The organism is Salinimicrobium xinjiangense DSM 19287, assembly GCF_000423585.1.
GTDB classification, from domain to species: domain Bacteria; phylum Bacteroidota; class Bacteroidia; order Flavobacteriales; family Flavobacteriaceae; genus Salinimicrobium; species Salinimicrobium xinjiangense.
Map to the genome: position 1 here is coordinate 79,573 of NZ_AUIG01000016.1, position 16,533 is coordinate 96,105.

Here is a 16,533-nt window from a genome sequence, read left to right on the forward strand (position 1 = left end):
TAATTTTTTAAAGTAAGACTCCCTGAATAAATGGCTGAAGGCTTTCCATGATCAGGTTGCTGATCCACAAGGGGGCTACACCTATCCCTACAATAGGAATTAACAACAACAGAATTCCGGTTTTCTCATACCAGGTAGTGCCTTCCAGTTGTGTATAAGCTTCATTTTTTACCGGCCCCATGAGCATAATACCCACCACACGTAATACATACACGGCAGTCACCACGATAGCCGAAATTGAAACTATGGTAGCAATCCTGTAGAACATGCTGTCCTGCTGAAACGCACCCATGAAAATATTCATCTCGGCGACGAATCCGCTGAAGCCGGGTAGACCCAGTAAGGCCATTCCGGCAATTACGTATACCACCGATATAAATGGGATCACCTTGAGCAGACCCCCTAGTTTTGTGATGTCCCGGGTGTGTGTTCTTCCGTAGATCATCCCGATCAATGCAAAGAAAAGAGCTGTCATAAATCCGTGGGAAAGGGATTGTAAAATGGCACCATTCCAGGCAGTTTTGTTTAGCATGAGCAGCGCGAAAGTTACCATTCCAAGGTGGCTGACAGAGGCATAGGCATTAATATATTTAAGGTCGGTTTGCCGTAGGGCTGCAAAGGCACCATAGATGACTCCTGTTGCTGAAAGAATGATAAAGAACCAGCTCCATTCAAGTGCCCCTGCAGGAAGCAGGAACATAGCCACTCTGAAAATTCCGTAGCCTCCAAGTTTCATTAGAACTCCGGCGTGTAACATGGAAACTGCAGTAGGCGCAGAGGCATGCCCGTCGGGAGACCAGGTATGGAAGGGAAAAAGGGCTCCTAAAATGGCAAATCCGATAAAGGTTAGCGGGAAGAACAGTTTCTGTGCTTCTAAAGGTATGTTCACCTGAGCGATCTCGAGGATATTAAAAGTAAGAGCCCCACCATCGGCGTTGGAATTAAAGTAAATACCTAATATCCCCACCATAAGTACTGCCGAAGCTCCCATTAACATTAAAGTGAGTTTCATGGCCGAATATTCCTTGTTCCCCGAACCCCAGATTCCGATAAGCAGGTACATTGGGATCACAGCTATTTCGTAAAAGACGAACATGGTGAAAAGGTCAATGGAGATGAAGAATCCGTAGACTCCCGTGGAAAGTATAACCAATGAAATGAAAAATTCCTTTGGCAGTTCCTCCATTTTCCAGGAGATAAAAACTCCGGCCAGGACAATTATGGAGGTAAGGAGAATGAGGGAGACCGAAATTCCGTCTACGCCAATATTGTAGTGTATATTAAATTGTTCAAACCACACCACATCCCTTGTGAACAGCATGATGGAATCATTGACTGCTCTTTCTCTAAAATAGGCGAATAAAAGATTTATTGCCATTCCCAGTTGGATCAATCCGCCGACCATAGAAACCAGCCTGGCCTGTTTGAGATCTTTAGTGAAAACAAGAGCCAGGATCACCAGTACCGGAACAATTACAAAGAGAGATAAAATGTCCATAATGCACTAATTAGAAAATATGTAAATAAATACCAGGGTCAGGATCACAACCCCTCCTATAAAGCCAAAAGCATAATCCTGAACCTTTCCTGATTGCCAGTTTTTTATTTTATTGGAGATCACTACTGTTTGATTACCAATTCCTTCCATGCTGCCATCTACGATCTTTTTATCGAACTTTGCGATTGGAGCAGCTACATTTTTAAAGAAAATATTTCGGGCTACGAAAAGGTAGATCTCATCAAAATAGAATTTGTTAGAGGTCCATCTGTAGAATGAGCCAAAGGCAACAGAGAACCTGTAGGCGAGATCGTTTTCCTTTTTATAGAAGATCCATGCCAGCAGGATTCCAAGGAGACCCACTGTTACTGCTATAGCTGCCAGAGGAACATTGATATGAGCTTCAAATCCTATTTTATCGGCGGTCACCAATTCGCTAAAGGGGATAAAACCGGCAGATATTGTAAGTAAGGCCAGGATCACCAAAGGGATAGTCATTGAAGCGGGAGATTCATGCGGAATTTTTTTGTACTCTGTGTCTTTACCCCAAAATATTCCGAAGTAAAGCCTGAACATGTAGAAAGCGGTCAATCCGGCTACAAAGATCCCAATCCCATAAATGAACTGACTGTTCTGGTAGGCGGCAACCAGGATCTCGTCCTTACTCCAGAATCCAGCCAGCGGCGGAACTCCGGCAATGGCCAAAGCTGCAATAAGAAAGGTAATATTCGTTACCGGCATGTATTTTCGGAGGCCGCCCATATCCTGAAGATAATTGCTGTGGACTGCATGTATCACAGATCCGGCACCCAGGAAGAGTAAAGCTTTGAACATAGCGTGTGTAAAGAGGTGGAACATGGATGCCATATATCCCACTCCTTCATGGCCCTCCAGGCCCGAAACTCCTAATGCCATCATCATATAGCCCAGCTGCGACATTGTGGAGAAGGCCAGTACTCTTTTAATGTCTGTTTGAGTAATGGCTATAATGGCCGCAAATAAAGCCGAAAATGCTCCGACGTACGTTACGATCTGCAGCGCAAATCCATCTTCCACCATGTAAAACATTGGGAAAAGCCTTGCTACCAGGTAAACCCCTGCAACCACCATAGTAGCAGCATGGATCAGTGCGGATACCGGAGTGGGTCCTTCCATGGCATCGGGTAACCAGATGTGTAGCGGGAACATAGCCGATTTACCGGCACCCCCAATAAAGATTAGGATGAGTGCCCAGGTGATTGCCGATAGTCCCATGAAGGAGGTGGATGCCCATGTTAGAATGGCCGGTCCCTGTGGATCATTCAGCAATTCAAAGTCAAAGGTGTTTGTATAGAAGCCAATGATAAAGATGCCGATCAAAAATCCGAAGTCAGCAAAACGAGTGACTATAAAGGCCTTTTTTGCAGCTGCAATGGCCGATGTTTTTGTATAGTAATAACCAATAAGCAGGAAGGAAGATACGCCTACCAATTCCCAGAAGATATAGATCTGGAAGAGGTTAGTAGCCAGCACAAGCCCATACATGGAAAAGGTGAACAAAGAGAGATAGGCAAAGAAGCGGGTATAACCTTCATCTCCTTTCATATAGCCCCTGCTGTAAAGATGTACCATCAGGGAAACAGTAGAGACCACCACCAGCATCATGACCGAAATTGGATCCACCAGCACTCCCATATCAATGTGAAGTGTCTCTGTAAAATTTATCCAGACGGTTTTTTCAATAAATGTTTGATAGGCCCCATCAACTTTTCCTGCAACAAAGAAATATTGCCAGGCGGTATAATAGGAGAGGAGGGTCGAAACAGCAAGACCTGCGACTCCTGTCACTCCGGATATTGCAGGTTTGATCTTATGGCTGAATATCCCCAGGACCAGGAAAACAGCCAGGGGAATCGCAGGAATTAAAAACACATTGATGAGGTTCATATCTTGTCCAGTTAGTGCTTCATGGTTTCAGTTTCTCTCACTGCTACAGAGCCGGTTCGCCTGTATATGTTGATGATAATAGCCACCGCCAGCGCAGTTTCGGCTGCGGCTACGGCTATAATAAAGATCGAATACAGCATTCCCTGTAACAGTTCGGGGTAGAGGTATTTATTGATCACTACAAAGTTTATGACCGAAGTATTCAGGATCAATTCCACCGATATCAAGATGGAAATAAGATTCTTTCTGGTAATGAACCCATACACGCCAATAAAAAATAATATGGAAGTGAGGGTGAGGATTTCGTTTATACTTACGCCCGGGATCATAGTTTCATATTTTTGGCATCAGCCGGTTATTTTTTCAGGTTCAAAAATGTCATTTTAGACACCTATGTTTTCTTCAGGAACTTTTTCTGTTTCAACTTCTTTTGTAATCTCCTCCAGAAGCTTTTCGGCTTCTATTTTTTCCAGGGGTGATTTTTCTATTTCATTTCCACCTTTCGCTATCACAATAGCTCCAATCATGGCCGATAGTAGCAGTACACTGATCACCTCAAACGGGAGAATGAAACCACCTTTTTCGGTGCTTAGCAGAGCGCGGCCAACTTCTGCAGTAGTCGTTGTTGTAGTTACTCCTGTAGCTTCGAATGGATGAGCGTAAATAGTAGCCAGAACGAGACTTAATCCCATTAGGCACAGCAATGCAGAAATTGATTGCCGGTATTTTTTTGCAACCTCCAGTTCCATTTCAATATGCTGAATAAGCAGAACAGAAAATATAATAAGTACCACAACACCCCCGGCATATACAGTAAGCTGAATGGCGGCCAGGAAATTATAATCCATCTGAAAATATAATCCGGCGGCACCTATCAGTACGAACAGCAGGTAGACCACAGAACGGAGCATCTTTCGGCTGCTCACTGCTGCAACGGCCGAAGCGATCATAATTACTGCGAGTATGTAAAAGATCAATTTTTCCATAACCTATTCTTCTACTCCGGCTCTTACCTTAGATCCGGGTTTATTTAAAATTCTGGTGAGCTGAGTCCTGTCATAAACAGAGTTCTCAAAGTTCTGTGCCCATTTTATAGCATCCGAAGGGCAGGCATCTACACATAATCCGCATTGGGTACACATTCCGAGATGGTAAATATGCTGGTCTATGGCTTTTTTCTTTTTGCCGGTTTCCGGATCGATCACACGGTCCCAAATTATCTCAATACTTCCATTAGGACAGGCGAGTTCACATTTTTGACATCCGGTGCAGCTGTGTTCATTATTCTCATCATGCGGCATCACCACCTCTCCGCGAAAACGTTCAAACATCTGCAGCGTATCCCGGTTGTCGGGGTACTGCTGAGTAATAGCTCCCTTTCGGGCATTTATGAAGTACTTCCCGGTGACTCTCATCCCTGTGAGGAGAGTGCCTATTCCGTGATATATATCTGAAAAATAACCCATAGCAATTAGATTTGAATGGTAAGGTTAAGCCATACTATGACAGCCATTAGCACGAGGTTCACCAGGTTAATAGGGAGCAGGTATTTCCACTCCAGCGTTAACAGCTGATCCACTCTTAGCCTCGGAAAAGTCCAGCGAAACCACATCATGAGGAATACCAGCACAAAGGTTTTCGCAAGGAACCAGAAGAGGCCCATCCATGGCAGGGAATCAGTAATTCCGAAAGGTGAAAGCCAACCTCCGAAAAATACTGTTGTTGCCAGGGCTGCTATGATGAACATATTTATGAATTCTGCCAGGAAAAAGTAAGCGAACTTCATTCCCGAATATTCTGTGTGATAGCCGGCCCCAAGTTCAGATTCGGCTTCCACCATATCAAAAGGTGCGCGATTGGTTTCAGCCGTACCTGCGATCATGTAGATCATAAATGCAATAATGGCTGGGATATGTCCCTGCACGATCAACCAGCCGCTTTTTTGTACTTCAATAATTTCTGAAAGCTGCAGGCTGCCGGTAAGGATCACCATAGTAAGCAGTGATATGCCTACAGAGAGTTCATAACTTATGGTTTGTACTCCGCTGCGCATGGCTCCAATAAGGGCAAATTTATTATTGCTGCTCCAACCACCCAGCAGGATCCCTATAACACCTATAGAAGAAATAGCTACAAGAAAAAATACTCCAATATTGATATCGAATGCCTGTAGATCCCGGGTGAAGGGGAAAACTGCCAAAGCCATTAAGGAGGTGACAATTACAAAGTATGGTGCGAGGTTGTAAAGGAATTTATCAGCTTTTACTGTGCCCGTAAGTTCTTTAGAAACCAGTTTTAAAGCATCGGCAATGGTTTGGAACAAGCCAAGATACCCTACACGGTTTGGACCTATCCGCAGCTGAAACCAGGCAGCTACCTTTCTTTCAAGCAGCACCAGGAATAATCCCAGTACTGCAAAGACAGTGAGGTAGATCAGGGCGATCATGGCCATGTTTAAAACTCCTGTACTTACAAACCAATCTATCATGTTAGAAATGCTGTTCATTTTTTTCAGGTTAACGATCTATATCAGGTACAACAATATCTATGGTAGCCATTGTAGCCACCAGATCTCCTATTTTTCCGCCCACTGCGATATGGTTTAGCAGGGAAAGGTTAGACAGCCCCGGAGAACGGAATTTCACCCGGTACGGATTTTTGGTTCCGGTACTAATGATGTAGACTCCGAATTCCCCCCTGGCGGTCTCCACTTTCTGGTAGAATTCCCCTTTGGGAAGTTTGATCACTGCATTGGTTGCGACCTTGTGATCTCCTTCAGGAATATTATCTATAAGCTGTTCAATTATTGCGAGGGATTCCCACATCTCGGCAATTCTTACCTTATATCTTGCGAAAGAATCTCCTGTGGTATCCAGGGCTTCAGTGAAATTTATCTTATCCAAAGCGCTATAAGGGTGATATTTCCGCACATCACAGGAATAACCCGAGGCTCTTGCTACAGGTCCTGAGGCTCCAAAATTTATTGCGTCTTCTTTTGATAGTACACCTACTCCTTTTGTTCTTTTCTGAAAAATGATATTGCCGGTTAGGAGTCGGTCGTATTCAGGAAGTTTAGACCTGAAATGCGGGATGAATTCCTTTACCCTTTTTACGAAATTTGGGTGAATGTCCTGCATGAGTCCGCCCGGGATATTGTAATTCATGGTAAGGCGGGCTCCGCATGTTTCCTCAAAAATGTCGTTGATCATTTCACGGTCCCTAAAACCGTAGAAGTAGGAGGAAAATGCGCCAACATCCATTCCCATCACGCCCCACCATAAGGTGTGGGAGGCAATGCGGGTCAGTTCTCCGAGGATGGTGCGAATTACTTTAACTCTTTCTGGTACTTCAAGTTCCAGCGCATTTTCAACGCAGAGGCAAACCGCTTCGTTGTTGATATGTGAAGAGAGATAGTCAAGCCGGTCTGTGAGATGGACGATCTGCTGATAGCTGTTGCTTTCGCACATTTTTTCGATTGAGCGGTGAATGTAGCCCAGATCGGGATCCACTTTTTTAATGATCTCTCCGTCAATTGTGAGCAACAGTCGTAGTACTCCGTGAGTCGCAGGATGCTGCGGACCCATGTTGATGAAGTATTCTTCAGACTTAAAGCCTTTTTTTATTGAAGTCGGTTCTAAAGTAGCTGTTCCCATTATTCCTATTTTACAACCATATTTGTCTCATCGACGTAATCCTTCCGCAGTGGGAAACCTTCCCAGTCTTCAGTAAGAAACAGCCGTTTTAAATTGGGATGATTTCTGAATTTTATTCCAAAGAAATCGTAAACCTCCCGCTCGTGATAATTGGCAGTTGCCCAGAGGTCCTGTACTGTGTCAAAAATGGGATTTTCGCGGTCGTCTGCCTGTACCTTCACCACCAGGATGTGACGGTGTACCGTAGACTCCAGGTGATAGACCACGCCGAGTTCTTTTCCATAATCCACCCCGGTGAGGTTGAACAGGTAATCAAATTTTGTTTCGGGATTACTTTTGAGTAATTGCATAAGTTCGTGCAGCTGCTCTGCCTCAACATTGACTATGAGGTATTGGGAACCTTCTTCTGTGAATTGAGGCTGAAGAAACTCAGGGTCGGGAAACCAGCTTAAAATGGTTTGTTGCAGTGCTTCGTTGGTCATGGCCATAACTTTTTATTTTCCTTCATCAAAACCGTCGATGGGATTAGGTTTTTCCAGTCTTTTCTCCTTAAGGATCTTTTGCTGGAGCATGATCATTCCTTCAAGTAGAGCTTCAGGACGCGGAGGACAGCCGGGAACATAAACATCCACCGGGATCACGTGATCTGCTCCCTTTACTACAGAATAAGAGTTGTAAAAGAATGGTCCGCCGCTAATTGCGCAGGCACCCATAGCTATCACATATTTTGGCTCGGCCATCTGGTCGTACAAGCGCCGTAATACAGGGGCCATTTTTGTAGTGATAGTTCCCGCAATAATAATAAGATCGGCCTGCCTGGGGGACGGGCGTGCGACTTCAAAACCAAAGCGGGAATAATCATGACGTGCTGCACCCGTCTGCATCATTTCTATGGCACAGCAACTGGTTCCAAAATAAAGGGACCAGAGGGAATTTGCACGCCCCCAGTTAATTACTTTGTCCAGGGTGGTGATCAGAATATTCCCTCCGTTTCCCGCGGGAATTACATCTCCCGGGAAATCTGCCGGAATTCCACCTTTTTGGGCAGCCTGTTCTTTATTATTTACTATTCCCATTTTAATGCTCCTTTTTTCCATGCATATGCCAGTCCTAATCCTAAAATGAAGAGAAAAATGAGGATCTCCACCAGGGCTATACTTCCAGTTTCTCCAGACACTACCGCCCACGGCACCAAAAAGGCCACTTCCACGTCGAAAATGAGGAAGAGGATGGCAAAGAGATAATAACCTACTTTAAATTGCACCCAGGTAGGACCAATAGTGGTCATTCCACTTTCGTAAGGCTCCCGTTTTGAAGGGTTATCTGACTTTGGTGAAATAAGGTTAGAGAGAAAGTTGGCGCCAGCGACCAAAACGATCCCTGCGATAAGAAAGACTATGATTGCTTCTGAACCCATTTTTTCTACAGGTTTAAATTGTTAATGAAATTAACATTTCGATAGCAGTTTGAAACTGATCAAGATCAGTTTTGCGCTACTTTACTTCATAAATTTCTCCAGAGAAGAAAAGGTCATCGGTTTTCTTGAATTCAGATTTTGCCTTGATCTGCGCAGTAAGTGCATCTTCTCTTTCTTCCAGAGTCACATCATTATAACTTCTGATAATTCCGGTTACCAATGGATATTCCAGCCTTACCAGCATTTGATGCATGGTTGGATCCTGTTCTTTGGCATCATGCACCAGGATGTCTTCTTCAGTTATTCCATTTTCTCCTATGGTCACTACCTCAAGCTTTAGCTTATTAAGCACAAGACCTTTGTTCCGTTCTTTTCCGAAGATCATAGGCTTCCCGTGCTCCACGAATAACTGCTTGTCTTCTCTCACGGCTTTATCTGTATATTTTACATAGCAACCGTCGTTGAAGATCACGCAGTTTTGCAGGATTTCCACCAGGGAAGTTCCTTTAAATTTTTCGGCTTCTATGAAAATATCGGTCATCTCCTTGGGCGCATTTCCACCAATGCGGGCAAAAAATCTTGCCTGTGCACCTATGGCCAGTTCTCCCGGTGAGAATGGCGGTTGCGTATTTCCAAAAGGAGAAGATTTGGTCTTTTGCCCCACGAGGGAAGTGGGGGAGAACTGTCCTTTTGTTAGTCCGTAGATCTCGTTATTAAACAGAATGATGTTAAGGTCAATATTTCTTCGCAGCACATGAATGAAATGGTTTCCTCCAATAGCCATGCTATCGCCATCACCGGTGATCACCCAAACGCTGAGGTTCGGATTAGCTAATTTTACACCCGATGCAATTGCCGGAGCCCTTCCGTGAATTCCGTGCATGCCGTAGGTTCCCATATAATAAGGGAAGCGGGAAGAGCAGCCAATTCCGGATATGAATACCACATCCTCTTTTTTGACTCCCATTTCGGGCAGGGCTTTTTGAACGGACCTGAGAATAACATAGTCGTCACAGCCGGGACACCATCTTACTTCCTGGTCATTTGCAAAATCCTTATACGTGTACTTATTTGCAGTTACTGTTTCCATGTTATTCTACAATTTGTTTGAATTTTTCTATAAGCTCGGTATTGGCAAATGGAAGCCCCTGCACCTTATCATACTGAAGGAATTCCCTGCTGAAGTTCATTCTTAAAATGCTTGCGAACTGTCCGCTGTTCAGTTCACAGACGATTACTTTTTTGAACCTTTTAAACACTTCTTCCGTGTTGCGCGGAAGCGGATTGATATAATTAAAGTGAGCAAAACCAATATTTCTGAAGCCCTCATCATAAAGTTGCTTGGCAGCAGTGTGAAGAGAACCGTAAGTGCCTCCCCATCCCACAATGAGCAGGTCCCCTTCTGAAGCGAATTCGGGAATGAGTTCAGGGATAAAACTTTGTACTCTTTTCACCTTTTCGGCCCTGATCTCTGTCATGACTTCATGGTTTTCGGGCACGTGCGAAACATTTCCGCTCTTCTGATCTTTTTCAAGACCTCCAACCCTGTGCTCCAGGCCGGGAGTACCGGGCACTGCCCAATCTCTCGCAAGGGTAATTTCATCACGGTTGTATGGATGCCAGTCTTCCTTACCTTCTTTTACTAACCGTGTCTTAATTTCCGGCAGATCTTCTACTTTTCTTATTCTCCAGGGAGCTGAACCGTTGGCTATATATCCGTCGGTCAATAATACCACCGGAGTCATATGTTCCAGGGCGAGCTTAGCAGCCTGATAGGCGTAAATAAAGCAGTTCGCCGGAGTACTCGCTGCGATCACAATCACAGGACTTTCCCCGTTACGGCCATACATGGCCTGTAGAAGGTCAGATTGTTCGGTTTTTGTTGGTAATCCGGTGGACGGTCCACCACGCTGTACGTTCACAACGACCAGTGGCAGTTCGATCATCATGGCAAGTCCCAGAGCTTCTCCTTTCAATGCAAGTCCGGGACCTGAAGTGGTGGTGATGGCAAGATCTCCGGCAAAGGAAGCTCCTATAGCCGAGGTGATCCCGGCAATTTCGTCTTCTGCCTGAAAAGCTTTTACTCCAAAATGCTTGTGCTTCACCAGCTCATGCAGAATGTCTGTCGCCGGAGTAATGGGATAGGAGCCTAAGAAAAGTTCCAGGCCAGATTTTTCAGCAGCAGCAAGGAAGCCCCAGGCTGTAGCGGTATTTCCCATAATGATCCTGTAGGTTCCGCTCTGCATTTTAGCAGGGGATACACTATAGGAATTTGGGATCAATTCTATGGTTTCAGCATAAAAGAATCCGGCATTCAAAACCTTAGTATTTGCTTCTATTACCTGAGGTTTGTTTTTGAATTTCTTGTTAAAGAATTCAATAGTATATTCAGGTGAACGGCTGTAGAGCCAGTAGACCATACCCAGGGCAAACATGTTCTTGCTGCGGGTGATCGCCTTTTGATCAAGGCCATCAATATTTTTTAAGGCTTCTTTTGTCAATGATGACATAGGAACCTGGATCACCCTGTAATTGGACAAACTTTCATCTTCCAGGGGATTGGTCTTATATTGAGCTTTCTCCAGATTCTTTTTAGTAAAGGAATCTACGTCCACAATAATAGTTTGTCCCGGTTTTACAGCGTAAAGGTTGGTCTTAAGTCCTGCGGGATTCATTGCAACCAGCAGGTCTACATTATCCCCCGGCGTGCTTATTTCTACACTCCCAATGTGTACCTGGAATCCCGACACGCCATAAAGGCTGCCCTGAGGGGCGCGGATCTCTGAGGGATAATTGGGGAAGGTGGCCACATCATTTCCAAACATGGCTGAGGTGTCAGAAAATTGTGTTCCGGTGAGCTGCATCCCGTCACCGGAATCTCCCACAAAACGAATCACTACGGCTTCAAGTGCTTCGGCCGGTGTTCGGGGTTTTTCTGCTGCTATCATACATTAAGATTTTAAGACCTTCGGGTATTTCCAGAAGGTGGAGATATGGTCTCAAATGTAAATGCATTAACCAGCAGGAAATATGATGAAGGTCATATAGATTTTAAAATGAGCTTATTAAGAATAATTCTTAGTTAAATAAAATATGACATTCATCATATTTGAGCAGGTAAAGCCACAATACTTTTATAGAAAAATCAGTAATAATCTAAAAAATTAACTTATGGCTCTTTTTATAACAGACGAATGTATCAACTGTGATGCCTGTATTTCGGAATGTCCTAATAATGCAATTTATGAACCCGATCAGGAATGGTCATTAGCCGAGGAAACTGCACTGGAAGGAATTGTCGTTACACCGGGAGGGGAAGAAATGGATGCCGATGAACAGCAGGAAGCATTATCTGATGAATTTTATTTCATCGTAGCCGATAAATGTACAGAATGTAAAGGTTTTCATGATAATCCTCAGTGTGTTTCTGTATGCCCTGTAGATTGTATTCATCCAAGAGAAGATATGGAAGAAAGTGAAGAAGTGTTGTTGGAAAAGAAAGTCTGGCTTCACGGAGCTTAACCATAGAACACAATCATCATGGTAAAAACCTTTCCCAAGCTCATTTGTGATGCCAACGAGGCTGTAGCCCGGGTGGCGCACAAAACGAACGAAGTATGCGCCATTTATCCTATTACTCCGGCTTCTCCTATGGGGGAACATGTGGATGTTTATAGTTCAAAAGGCAAAAAGAACATTTGGAACAACATTCCAAAGATTGTTGAAATGCAAAGCGAGGGAGGTGCTGCGGGAGCGGTGCATGGCTCGCTTCAGGCTGGAGCTTTAACCACTACCTTTACTGCTTCGCAGGGGTTACTCCTCATGATTCCCAACATGTATAAAATTGCAGGAGAACTGCTGCCGAATGTAATTCACGTTGCAGCGAGGACCCTTGCAACCCATGCTCTTTCCATTTTTGGTGATCACTCAGATGTTATGGCAGCCCGGCAAACGGGCTTTTCTATGCTCTTTGGCGGCTCAGTGCAGGAAGCGCAGGATTTTGCCCTTATCTCACAGGTGGCAACTTTAAGGTCGAGAATACCCTTTATGAATATTTTTGATGGTTTTAGAACTTCACACGAAATCTCAAAAATTGATGGAATTCCCGATGACATCATCAAAGCCATAATGCCGGAAGATAAGATCATGGAGCACAAAAAACGCTCTCTTGATCCCGACTCTCCGGTAATTCGTGGAACTTCACAAAATCCCGATGTTTTCTTTCAGGCACGTGAGGCTGCAAACCTTTACTACCAAAGAGTTCCGGAAATTGTGCAGGAGATCATGGATGAATTCTATATGCACACCGGTCGCAGGTATAACCTCTTCGATTATGAAGGACATCCTGAAGCAGAGCGTGTGGTGGTCATTATGGGCTCTGGAGAAGGAGCTGTAAGAGAAACTGTCGATACGCTGCTGAACTCTGATGAAAAAGTAGGGGTGTTGATCGTTCGGCTTTACAGACCTTTCTCTATAAAGGACTTTATTGCTAAGGTGCCAAAAACAGTAAAAAAGATCGCTGTTCTTGACAGGACCAAAGAACCCGGAAGTACCGGTGATCCTCTCTACCTGGATGTGGTCACGGCTTTTGCAGAGACCGGTGGAAATATACCGCAGGTGATCGCAGGACGTTACGGACTTTCTTCAAAGGAATTCAATCCTGCAATGGTAAAGGCAATTTTTGATGAGTTGCAAAAGCCTCAGCCAAAGAACCATTTTACAATAGGTATCAATGATGATGTTTCCTTCAGTAGTTTGCTCTACAACCCGATATTTAAAACTAAAAAATCCACCTTCAACTGTATGTTCTACGGTTTGGGATCTGATGGTACTGTGGGCGCGAACAAGAACTCTATTAAGATCATTGGAGAGACTACAGATAATTATGTACAGGGGTATTTCGTTTATGATTCCAAAAAAGCAGGTTCACAGACTGTTTCGCACCTGCGTTTCGGTCCGCAGCCAATTTACTCCAGTTACCTGATCAATACAGCCGATTTTATCGCCTGTCACCAGTTCAATTTCGTTGAGAAATATGACCTGCTGAAAAAGATAAAAAAAGGTGGAACTTTTCTTCTGAATGCTCCTTTCTCCAATGAAGAGGTCTGGGATATGCTTCCGAAGAAAATGCAGGAAGACATTGTAGAAAAAGAACTAAAATTCTACGTGGTAGACGCGACAAAAGTTGCTCACGAAGCCAAACTTGGCAAACGTACCAACACGGTACTGCAAACCTGCTTCTTCGCGATCTCAGGTGTTCTTCCTGAAGATGAAGCTATCCAGAAGATCAAGGATGCGATCGTGAAATCCTACTCTCACAAGGGAGAAAGGATTGTTCAGATGAACTTTAATGCGGTCGATAAATCTTTGGAGTTCCTTCAAAAAGTAGAATATCCGAAGACCATTACCAGCAACAAGCATCTTAAACCAATGATGACCGGCGAAGCCGATCCTTTTGTGAAAGATGTGCTCGGTAAAATCCTTGCCGGGCAGGGAGATGAACTTCCTGTGAGTGCCTTCCCTGTTGACGGTACTTTCCCTACGGGCACCACTCAGTACGAGAAACGCGGAATTGCAGATTTCGTTCCGGTTTGGGACGGCGCCGATCTTTGTACCCAGTGTAACAAGTGTGTGGCTATCTGTCCGCATGCCGCGATAAGGGCCAAAGTAGTTCCTACTGAAGATCTTGCAGGGGCTCCTGCAAGTTTAACCACAGTTGCTGCCAAAGGAAGACCTTTCTCAGGTACAGATTCTTACATTCTCCAGGTATCCCCCGAAGACTGTACCGGTTGTGATCTTTGTGTGGCGGTTTGTCCTGCAGAGAGTAAGGAAGTGGAAAACTTCAAGGCGATCAATATGCGCAGCAAACTTGATGTTGCTGAAGCCGAGAATAAGAACTGGGACTACTTTACCAGCCTTCCATATTACGACCGAACCGAGTTACAGATCACTAATATTAAAGGATCTCAGTTCCTGGAGCCGCTGTTCGAATTTTCGGGCGCCTGTTCTGGATGTGGGGAAACCCCTTATATCAAGATGTTGACCCAACTCTATGGTGACAGCATCATGATCGCAAATGCTACCGGATGTTCCTCTATCTACGGCGGAAACCTTCCAACCACGCCTTATAAGAAGAATGAATTTGGAAGAGGTCCGGCATGGGCTAACTCTTTATTCGAAGATAATGCTGAATTCGGTTTGGGGATGAGACTTGCTCTTACAAAGAAACAGGAGATCGCGGTGGACCTTCTGAAGGAGCTGGAGCCTCTAATAGGATCTGAATTGGTGAAAGCCATAGTTGATAATCCAGAAACAAATGAGGTTCAGAAAAAGCAAAAACATGCTGACATTGCTGAACTCAAGACGATTCTATCCACTATTGGCACTCCTGAAGCTCTTAAACTGAATCAGCTTACCGAATACCTACGGAAAAAAACGGTCTGGATCCTGGGAGGTGACGGCTGGGCCTATGACATAGGTTACGGCGGAGTCGATCACGTGCTGGCATCGGGAGAAGATATCAATATCCTTGTGATGGATACAGAGGTCTATTCCAATACCGGCGGACAAATGTCTAAGGCTACCCCACTGGGCGCCAGTGCCAAGTTCGCGGTTTCGGGTAAAAAGACGTCTAAGAAGAGTCTGGCATTACAGGCAGTTTCTTACCAGAATGTTTATGTAGCACAGGTTGCCATTGGGGCGAAGGATATGCAAACACTTAAGGCTTTTGAGGAAGCTGCAGCCTATCCGGGGCCTTCAATTATCATCGCGTACTCACACTGTGGAGAGCATGGATATGACCTTAAACATGGTCCACGTCAGCAGGAAAAAGCTGTAGAGACAGGTTACTGGCCGCTCTTCAGGTTTGATCCTTCAAAAGAAAAAGGTAAGAGATTCAAGCTTGATTCCAAACCTCCACAGGCACCTCTTAAAGAGTTCATGTACAATGAAACCCGCTTTACCAGGGTGGCTAAAGAAAATGCCGAAATCGGGGCAGCTCTTTTAAAGCAGGCACAGGAAGAGGTAGAGACCAAATGGGAAAGGCTGGAGCTCTATCGCGATATGTAAGTTTTTAAAATTGGCTTTTTCGGCAGGTTTTTACTGCCGGAAAAGCCTTCCAATAACCAATTCTGATAATATGGAAAGCAGAGCACCCGGTCTCTTTGAAGAAGCTGTTAAGAAGCTTCGGGAGGCGAATGAAGAACTTTGCAGACCCGAGGAGGATGTTGTGTCCTACCTGGTCTGTAAAAATTCGCAGCATGCCATTGAGAATTTCATGAGAGGATATCTTCTCAGAAACAATGTTGAACCTGCGGGAGATGAGAACATTAATAACCTTTTTAAAAGGTGTGTGGCATTGAACGACAAATTCAAAGAGATCGACCTTCATGAGTTTACCTGCAAAGGTCACAGACCAGATTCCCGCTCCTGTAGTGATACTGCAAAAGTTAGCCGCTGCTATGAAATCGCAGGAATGATGGATGATTTCCTGCGAAGAGAAAACCTTCTTCAATGAAAGAAAATTCTCTCTTAAACTCACTAACCCTGCTCCACGGCAGGGTTTATTTTTTGATGTAGATGCTTCTGGTTCAGTCAAAAAGAATTTTTTATTTAACATTTTAATAACATTATTTTTTTAGATTTGTAAGGTACGGAGCCCCAATTCTGTACACCCCTACTTAACCTAAATGGCAAAAACTGCCCTCATAATTCAGCAGGACCTTATTCTGTTACAGGTCCTTGAAAGGATGATTTTGGCGCGTCAATACCGGTGCAAAGCAATTCGTGCTTTAGATCAACTGGATATTGAAGATCAGGATCAGAATTTTGATATTATTATCTCAGATATTCTTTTCGACGGTATTGGTCCCCTCGATTATGTCTACCAGTTAAAGGAGATCATTCGCCATAAATCCCTGCTCATCATCACAAGTATGGGTCAGAAAAAGGTGCGACAGGAGATTCTGGAAATGGGACAGGTCTCCGGATTTTTTTCTGTTCCTTTCAATTTTGATCATGTAGAAGAAATGCTGTCGTAA

16 protein-coding genes are annotated in these 16,533 nt (G+C 44.3%); 4 read left to right on the plus strand and 12 right to left on the minus strand.

Annotated elements, in window-relative coordinates:
* Positions 1-7: 7 nt before the first annotated feature.
* The 12 genes from G564_RS0107135 to G564_RS0107190 all read right to left on the minus strand — a co-directional run bounded on the left by G564_RS0107135 (position 8) and on the right by G564_RS0107190 (position 11,442).
* On the minus strand, positions 8-1,498 hold the full coding sequence (locus G564_RS0107135; RefSeq protein ID WP_029037055.1) for a complex I subunit 4 family protein: 1,491 nt from the start codon (positions 1,496-1,498) through the stop codon (positions 8-10).
* 6 nt (positions 1,499-1,504) lie between these two features.
* A complete protein-coding gene (gene nuoL / locus G564_RS0107140) occupies positions 1,505-3,424 on the minus strand; it encodes an NADH-quinone oxidoreductase subunit L (protein ID WP_029037056.1) in 1,920 nt (639 codons plus the stop codon).
* A gap of 11 nt (positions 3,425-3,435) precedes the next feature.
* Entirely contained in the window at positions 3,436-3,753 is a 318-nt protein-coding gene (nuoK, locus tag G564_RS0107145) for an NADH-quinone oxidoreductase subunit NuoK (RefSeq protein WP_029037057.1), read from the minus strand.
* Between the two features lie 54 nt (positions 3,754-3,807).
* The gene (locus tag G564_RS18800) at positions 3,808-4,410 is read right to left on the minus strand and encodes an NADH-quinone oxidoreductase subunit J family protein (RefSeq protein WP_084625599.1); all 603 of its coding nucleotides are present in this window, start codon (positions 4,408-4,410) and stop codon (positions 3,808-3,810) included.
* 3 nt (positions 4,411-4,413) lie between these two features.
* Positions 4,414-4,890, minus strand: coding sequence for a 4Fe-4S binding protein (locus G564_RS0107155; protein WP_029037058.1), 477 nt, complete (start codon positions 4,888-4,890; stop codon positions 4,414-4,416).
* Positions 4,891-4,895: 5 nt separating this feature from the next.
* Positions 4,896-5,930 (minus strand): NADH-quinone oxidoreductase subunit NuoH, encoded by a 1,035-nt coding sequence (gene nuoH / locus G564_RS0107160; RefSeq protein WP_211224620.1) that lies wholly within the window; start codon positions 5,928-5,930, stop codon positions 4,896-4,898.
* A gap of 10 nt (positions 5,931-5,940) precedes the next feature.
* Positions 5,941-7,077: an NADH-quinone oxidoreductase subunit D gene (locus tag G564_RS0107165; protein WP_029037060.1), complete on the minus strand. Its 1,137-nt coding sequence runs from the start codon at positions 7,075-7,077 to the stop codon at positions 5,941-5,943.
* Between the two features lie 5 nt (positions 7,078-7,082).
* Complete coding sequence (locus tag G564_RS0107170) at positions 7,083-7,559, minus strand: NADH-quinone oxidoreductase subunit C (protein WP_029037061.1); 477 nt, start codon at positions 7,557-7,559, stop codon at positions 7,083-7,085.
* A gap of 12 nt (positions 7,560-7,571) precedes the next feature.
* The gene (locus G564_RS0107175) at positions 7,572-8,153 is read right to left on the minus strand and encodes an NADH-quinone oxidoreductase subunit B (RefSeq protein ID WP_051205355.1); all 582 of its coding nucleotides are present in this window, start codon (positions 8,151-8,153) and stop codon (positions 7,572-7,574) included.
* Complete coding sequence (locus G564_RS0107180; protein ID WP_029037063.1) at positions 8,144-8,494, minus strand: NADH-quinone oxidoreductase subunit A; 351 nt, start codon at positions 8,492-8,494, stop codon at positions 8,144-8,146. The genes G564_RS0107175 and G564_RS0107180 overlap by 10 nt, the downstream gene beginning before the upstream one ends.
* Before the next feature lie 76 nt (positions 8,495-8,570).
* On the minus strand, positions 8,571-9,584 hold the full coding sequence (locus G564_RS0107185; protein ID WP_029037064.1) for a 2-oxoacid:ferredoxin oxidoreductase subunit beta: 1,014 nt from the start codon (positions 9,582-9,584) through the stop codon (positions 8,571-8,573).
* A 1-nt stretch (position 9,585) separates the two neighbouring features.
* Entirely contained in the window at positions 9,586-11,442 is a 1,857-nt protein-coding gene (locus tag G564_RS0107190) for a 2-oxoacid:acceptor oxidoreductase subunit alpha (RefSeq protein ID WP_037373655.1), read from the minus strand.
* Positions 11,443-11,665: 223 nt separating this feature from the next.
* On the opposite strand from G564_RS0107190, the gene G564_RS0107195 reads away from it, so the two are divergent.
* The 4 genes from G564_RS0107195 (at position 11,666) to G564_RS0107210 (ending at position 16,533) form a co-directional block, all read left to right on the plus strand.
* Complete coding sequence (locus tag G564_RS0107195) at positions 11,666-12,016, plus strand: 4Fe-4S binding protein (protein WP_029037066.1); 351 nt, start codon at positions 11,666-11,668, stop codon at positions 12,014-12,016.
* A gap of 18 nt (positions 12,017-12,034) precedes the next feature.
* Positions 12,035-15,562: a pyruvate:ferredoxin (flavodoxin) oxidoreductase gene (gene nifJ, locus G564_RS0107200; protein WP_029037067.1), complete on the plus strand. Its 3,528-nt coding sequence runs from the start codon at positions 12,035-12,037 to the stop codon at positions 15,560-15,562.
* Positions 15,563-15,632: 70 nt separating this feature from the next.
* A complete protein-coding gene (locus G564_RS0107205) occupies positions 15,633-16,010 on the plus strand; it encodes a hypothetical protein (protein WP_029037068.1) in 378 nt (125 codons plus the stop codon).
* Between the two features lie 172 nt (positions 16,011-16,182).
* On the plus strand, positions 16,183-16,533 hold the full coding sequence (locus G564_RS0107210) for a DNA-binding transcriptional response regulator (protein ID WP_029037069.1): 351 nt from the start codon (positions 16,183-16,185) through the stop codon (positions 16,531-16,533).

What these genes read in the sequence shown, in the direction of transcription:
- G564_RS0107135 (WP_029037055.1), bottom strand. Translation starts at nt 1,498, where the DNA reads ATGGACATTTTATCTCTCTTTGTAATTGTTCCGGTACTGGTGATCCTG.
- nuoL (WP_029037056.1), bottom strand. Translation starts at nt 3,424, where the DNA reads ATGAACCTCATCAATGTGTTTTTAATTCCTGCGATTCCCCTGGCTGTT.
- nuoK (WP_029037057.1), bottom strand. Translation starts at nt 3,753, where the DNA reads ATGATCCCGGGCGTAAGTATAAACGAAATCCTCACCCTCACTTCCATA.
- G564_RS18800 (WP_084625599.1), bottom strand. Translation starts at nt 4,410, where the DNA reads ATGGAAAAATTGATCTTTTACATACTCGCAGTAATTATGATCGCTTCG.
- G564_RS0107155 (WP_029037058.1), bottom strand. Translation starts at nt 4,890, where the DNA reads ATGGGTTATTTTTCAGATATATATCACGGAATAGGCACTCTCCTCACA.
- nuoH (WP_211224620.1), bottom strand. Translation starts at nt 5,930, where the DNA reads ATGAACAGCATTTCTAACATGATAGATTGGTTTGTAAGTACAGGAGTT.
- G564_RS0107165 (WP_029037060.1), bottom strand. Translation starts at nt 7,077, where the DNA reads ATGGGAACAGCTACTTTAGAACCGACTTCAATAAAAAAAGGCTTTAAG.
- G564_RS0107170 (WP_029037061.1), bottom strand. Translation starts at nt 7,559, where the DNA reads ATGACCAACGAAGCACTGCAACAAACCATTTTAAGCTGGTTTCCCGAC.
- G564_RS0107175 (WP_051205355.1), bottom strand. Translation starts at nt 8,153, where the DNA reads ATGGGAATAGTAAATAATAAAGAACAGGCTGCCCAAAAAGGTGGAATT.
- G564_RS0107180 (WP_029037063.1), bottom strand. Translation starts at nt 8,494, where the DNA reads ATGGGTTCAGAAGCAATCATAGTCTTTCTTATCGCAGGGATCGTTTTG.
- G564_RS0107185 (WP_029037064.1), bottom strand. Translation starts at nt 9,584, where the DNA reads ATGGAAACAGTAACTGCAAATAAGTACACGTATAAGGATTTTGCAAAT.
- G564_RS0107190 (WP_037373655.1), bottom strand. Translation starts at nt 11,442, where the DNA reads ATGATAGCAGCAGAAAAACCCCGAACACCGGCCGAAGCACTTGAAGCC.
- G564_RS0107195 (WP_029037066.1), top strand. Translation starts at nt 11,666, where the DNA reads ATGGCTCTTTTTATAACAGACGAATGTATCAACTGTGATGCCTGTATT.
- nifJ (WP_029037067.1), top strand. Translation starts at nt 12,035, where the DNA reads ATGGTAAAAACCTTTCCCAAGCTCATTTGTGATGCCAACGAGGCTGTA.
- G564_RS0107205 (WP_029037068.1), top strand. Translation starts at nt 15,633, where the DNA reads ATGGAAAGCAGAGCACCCGGTCTCTTTGAAGAAGCTGTTAAGAAGCTT.
- G564_RS0107210 (WP_029037069.1), top strand. Translation starts at nt 16,183, where the DNA reads ATGGCAAAAACTGCCCTCATAATTCAGCAGGACCTTATTCTGTTACAG.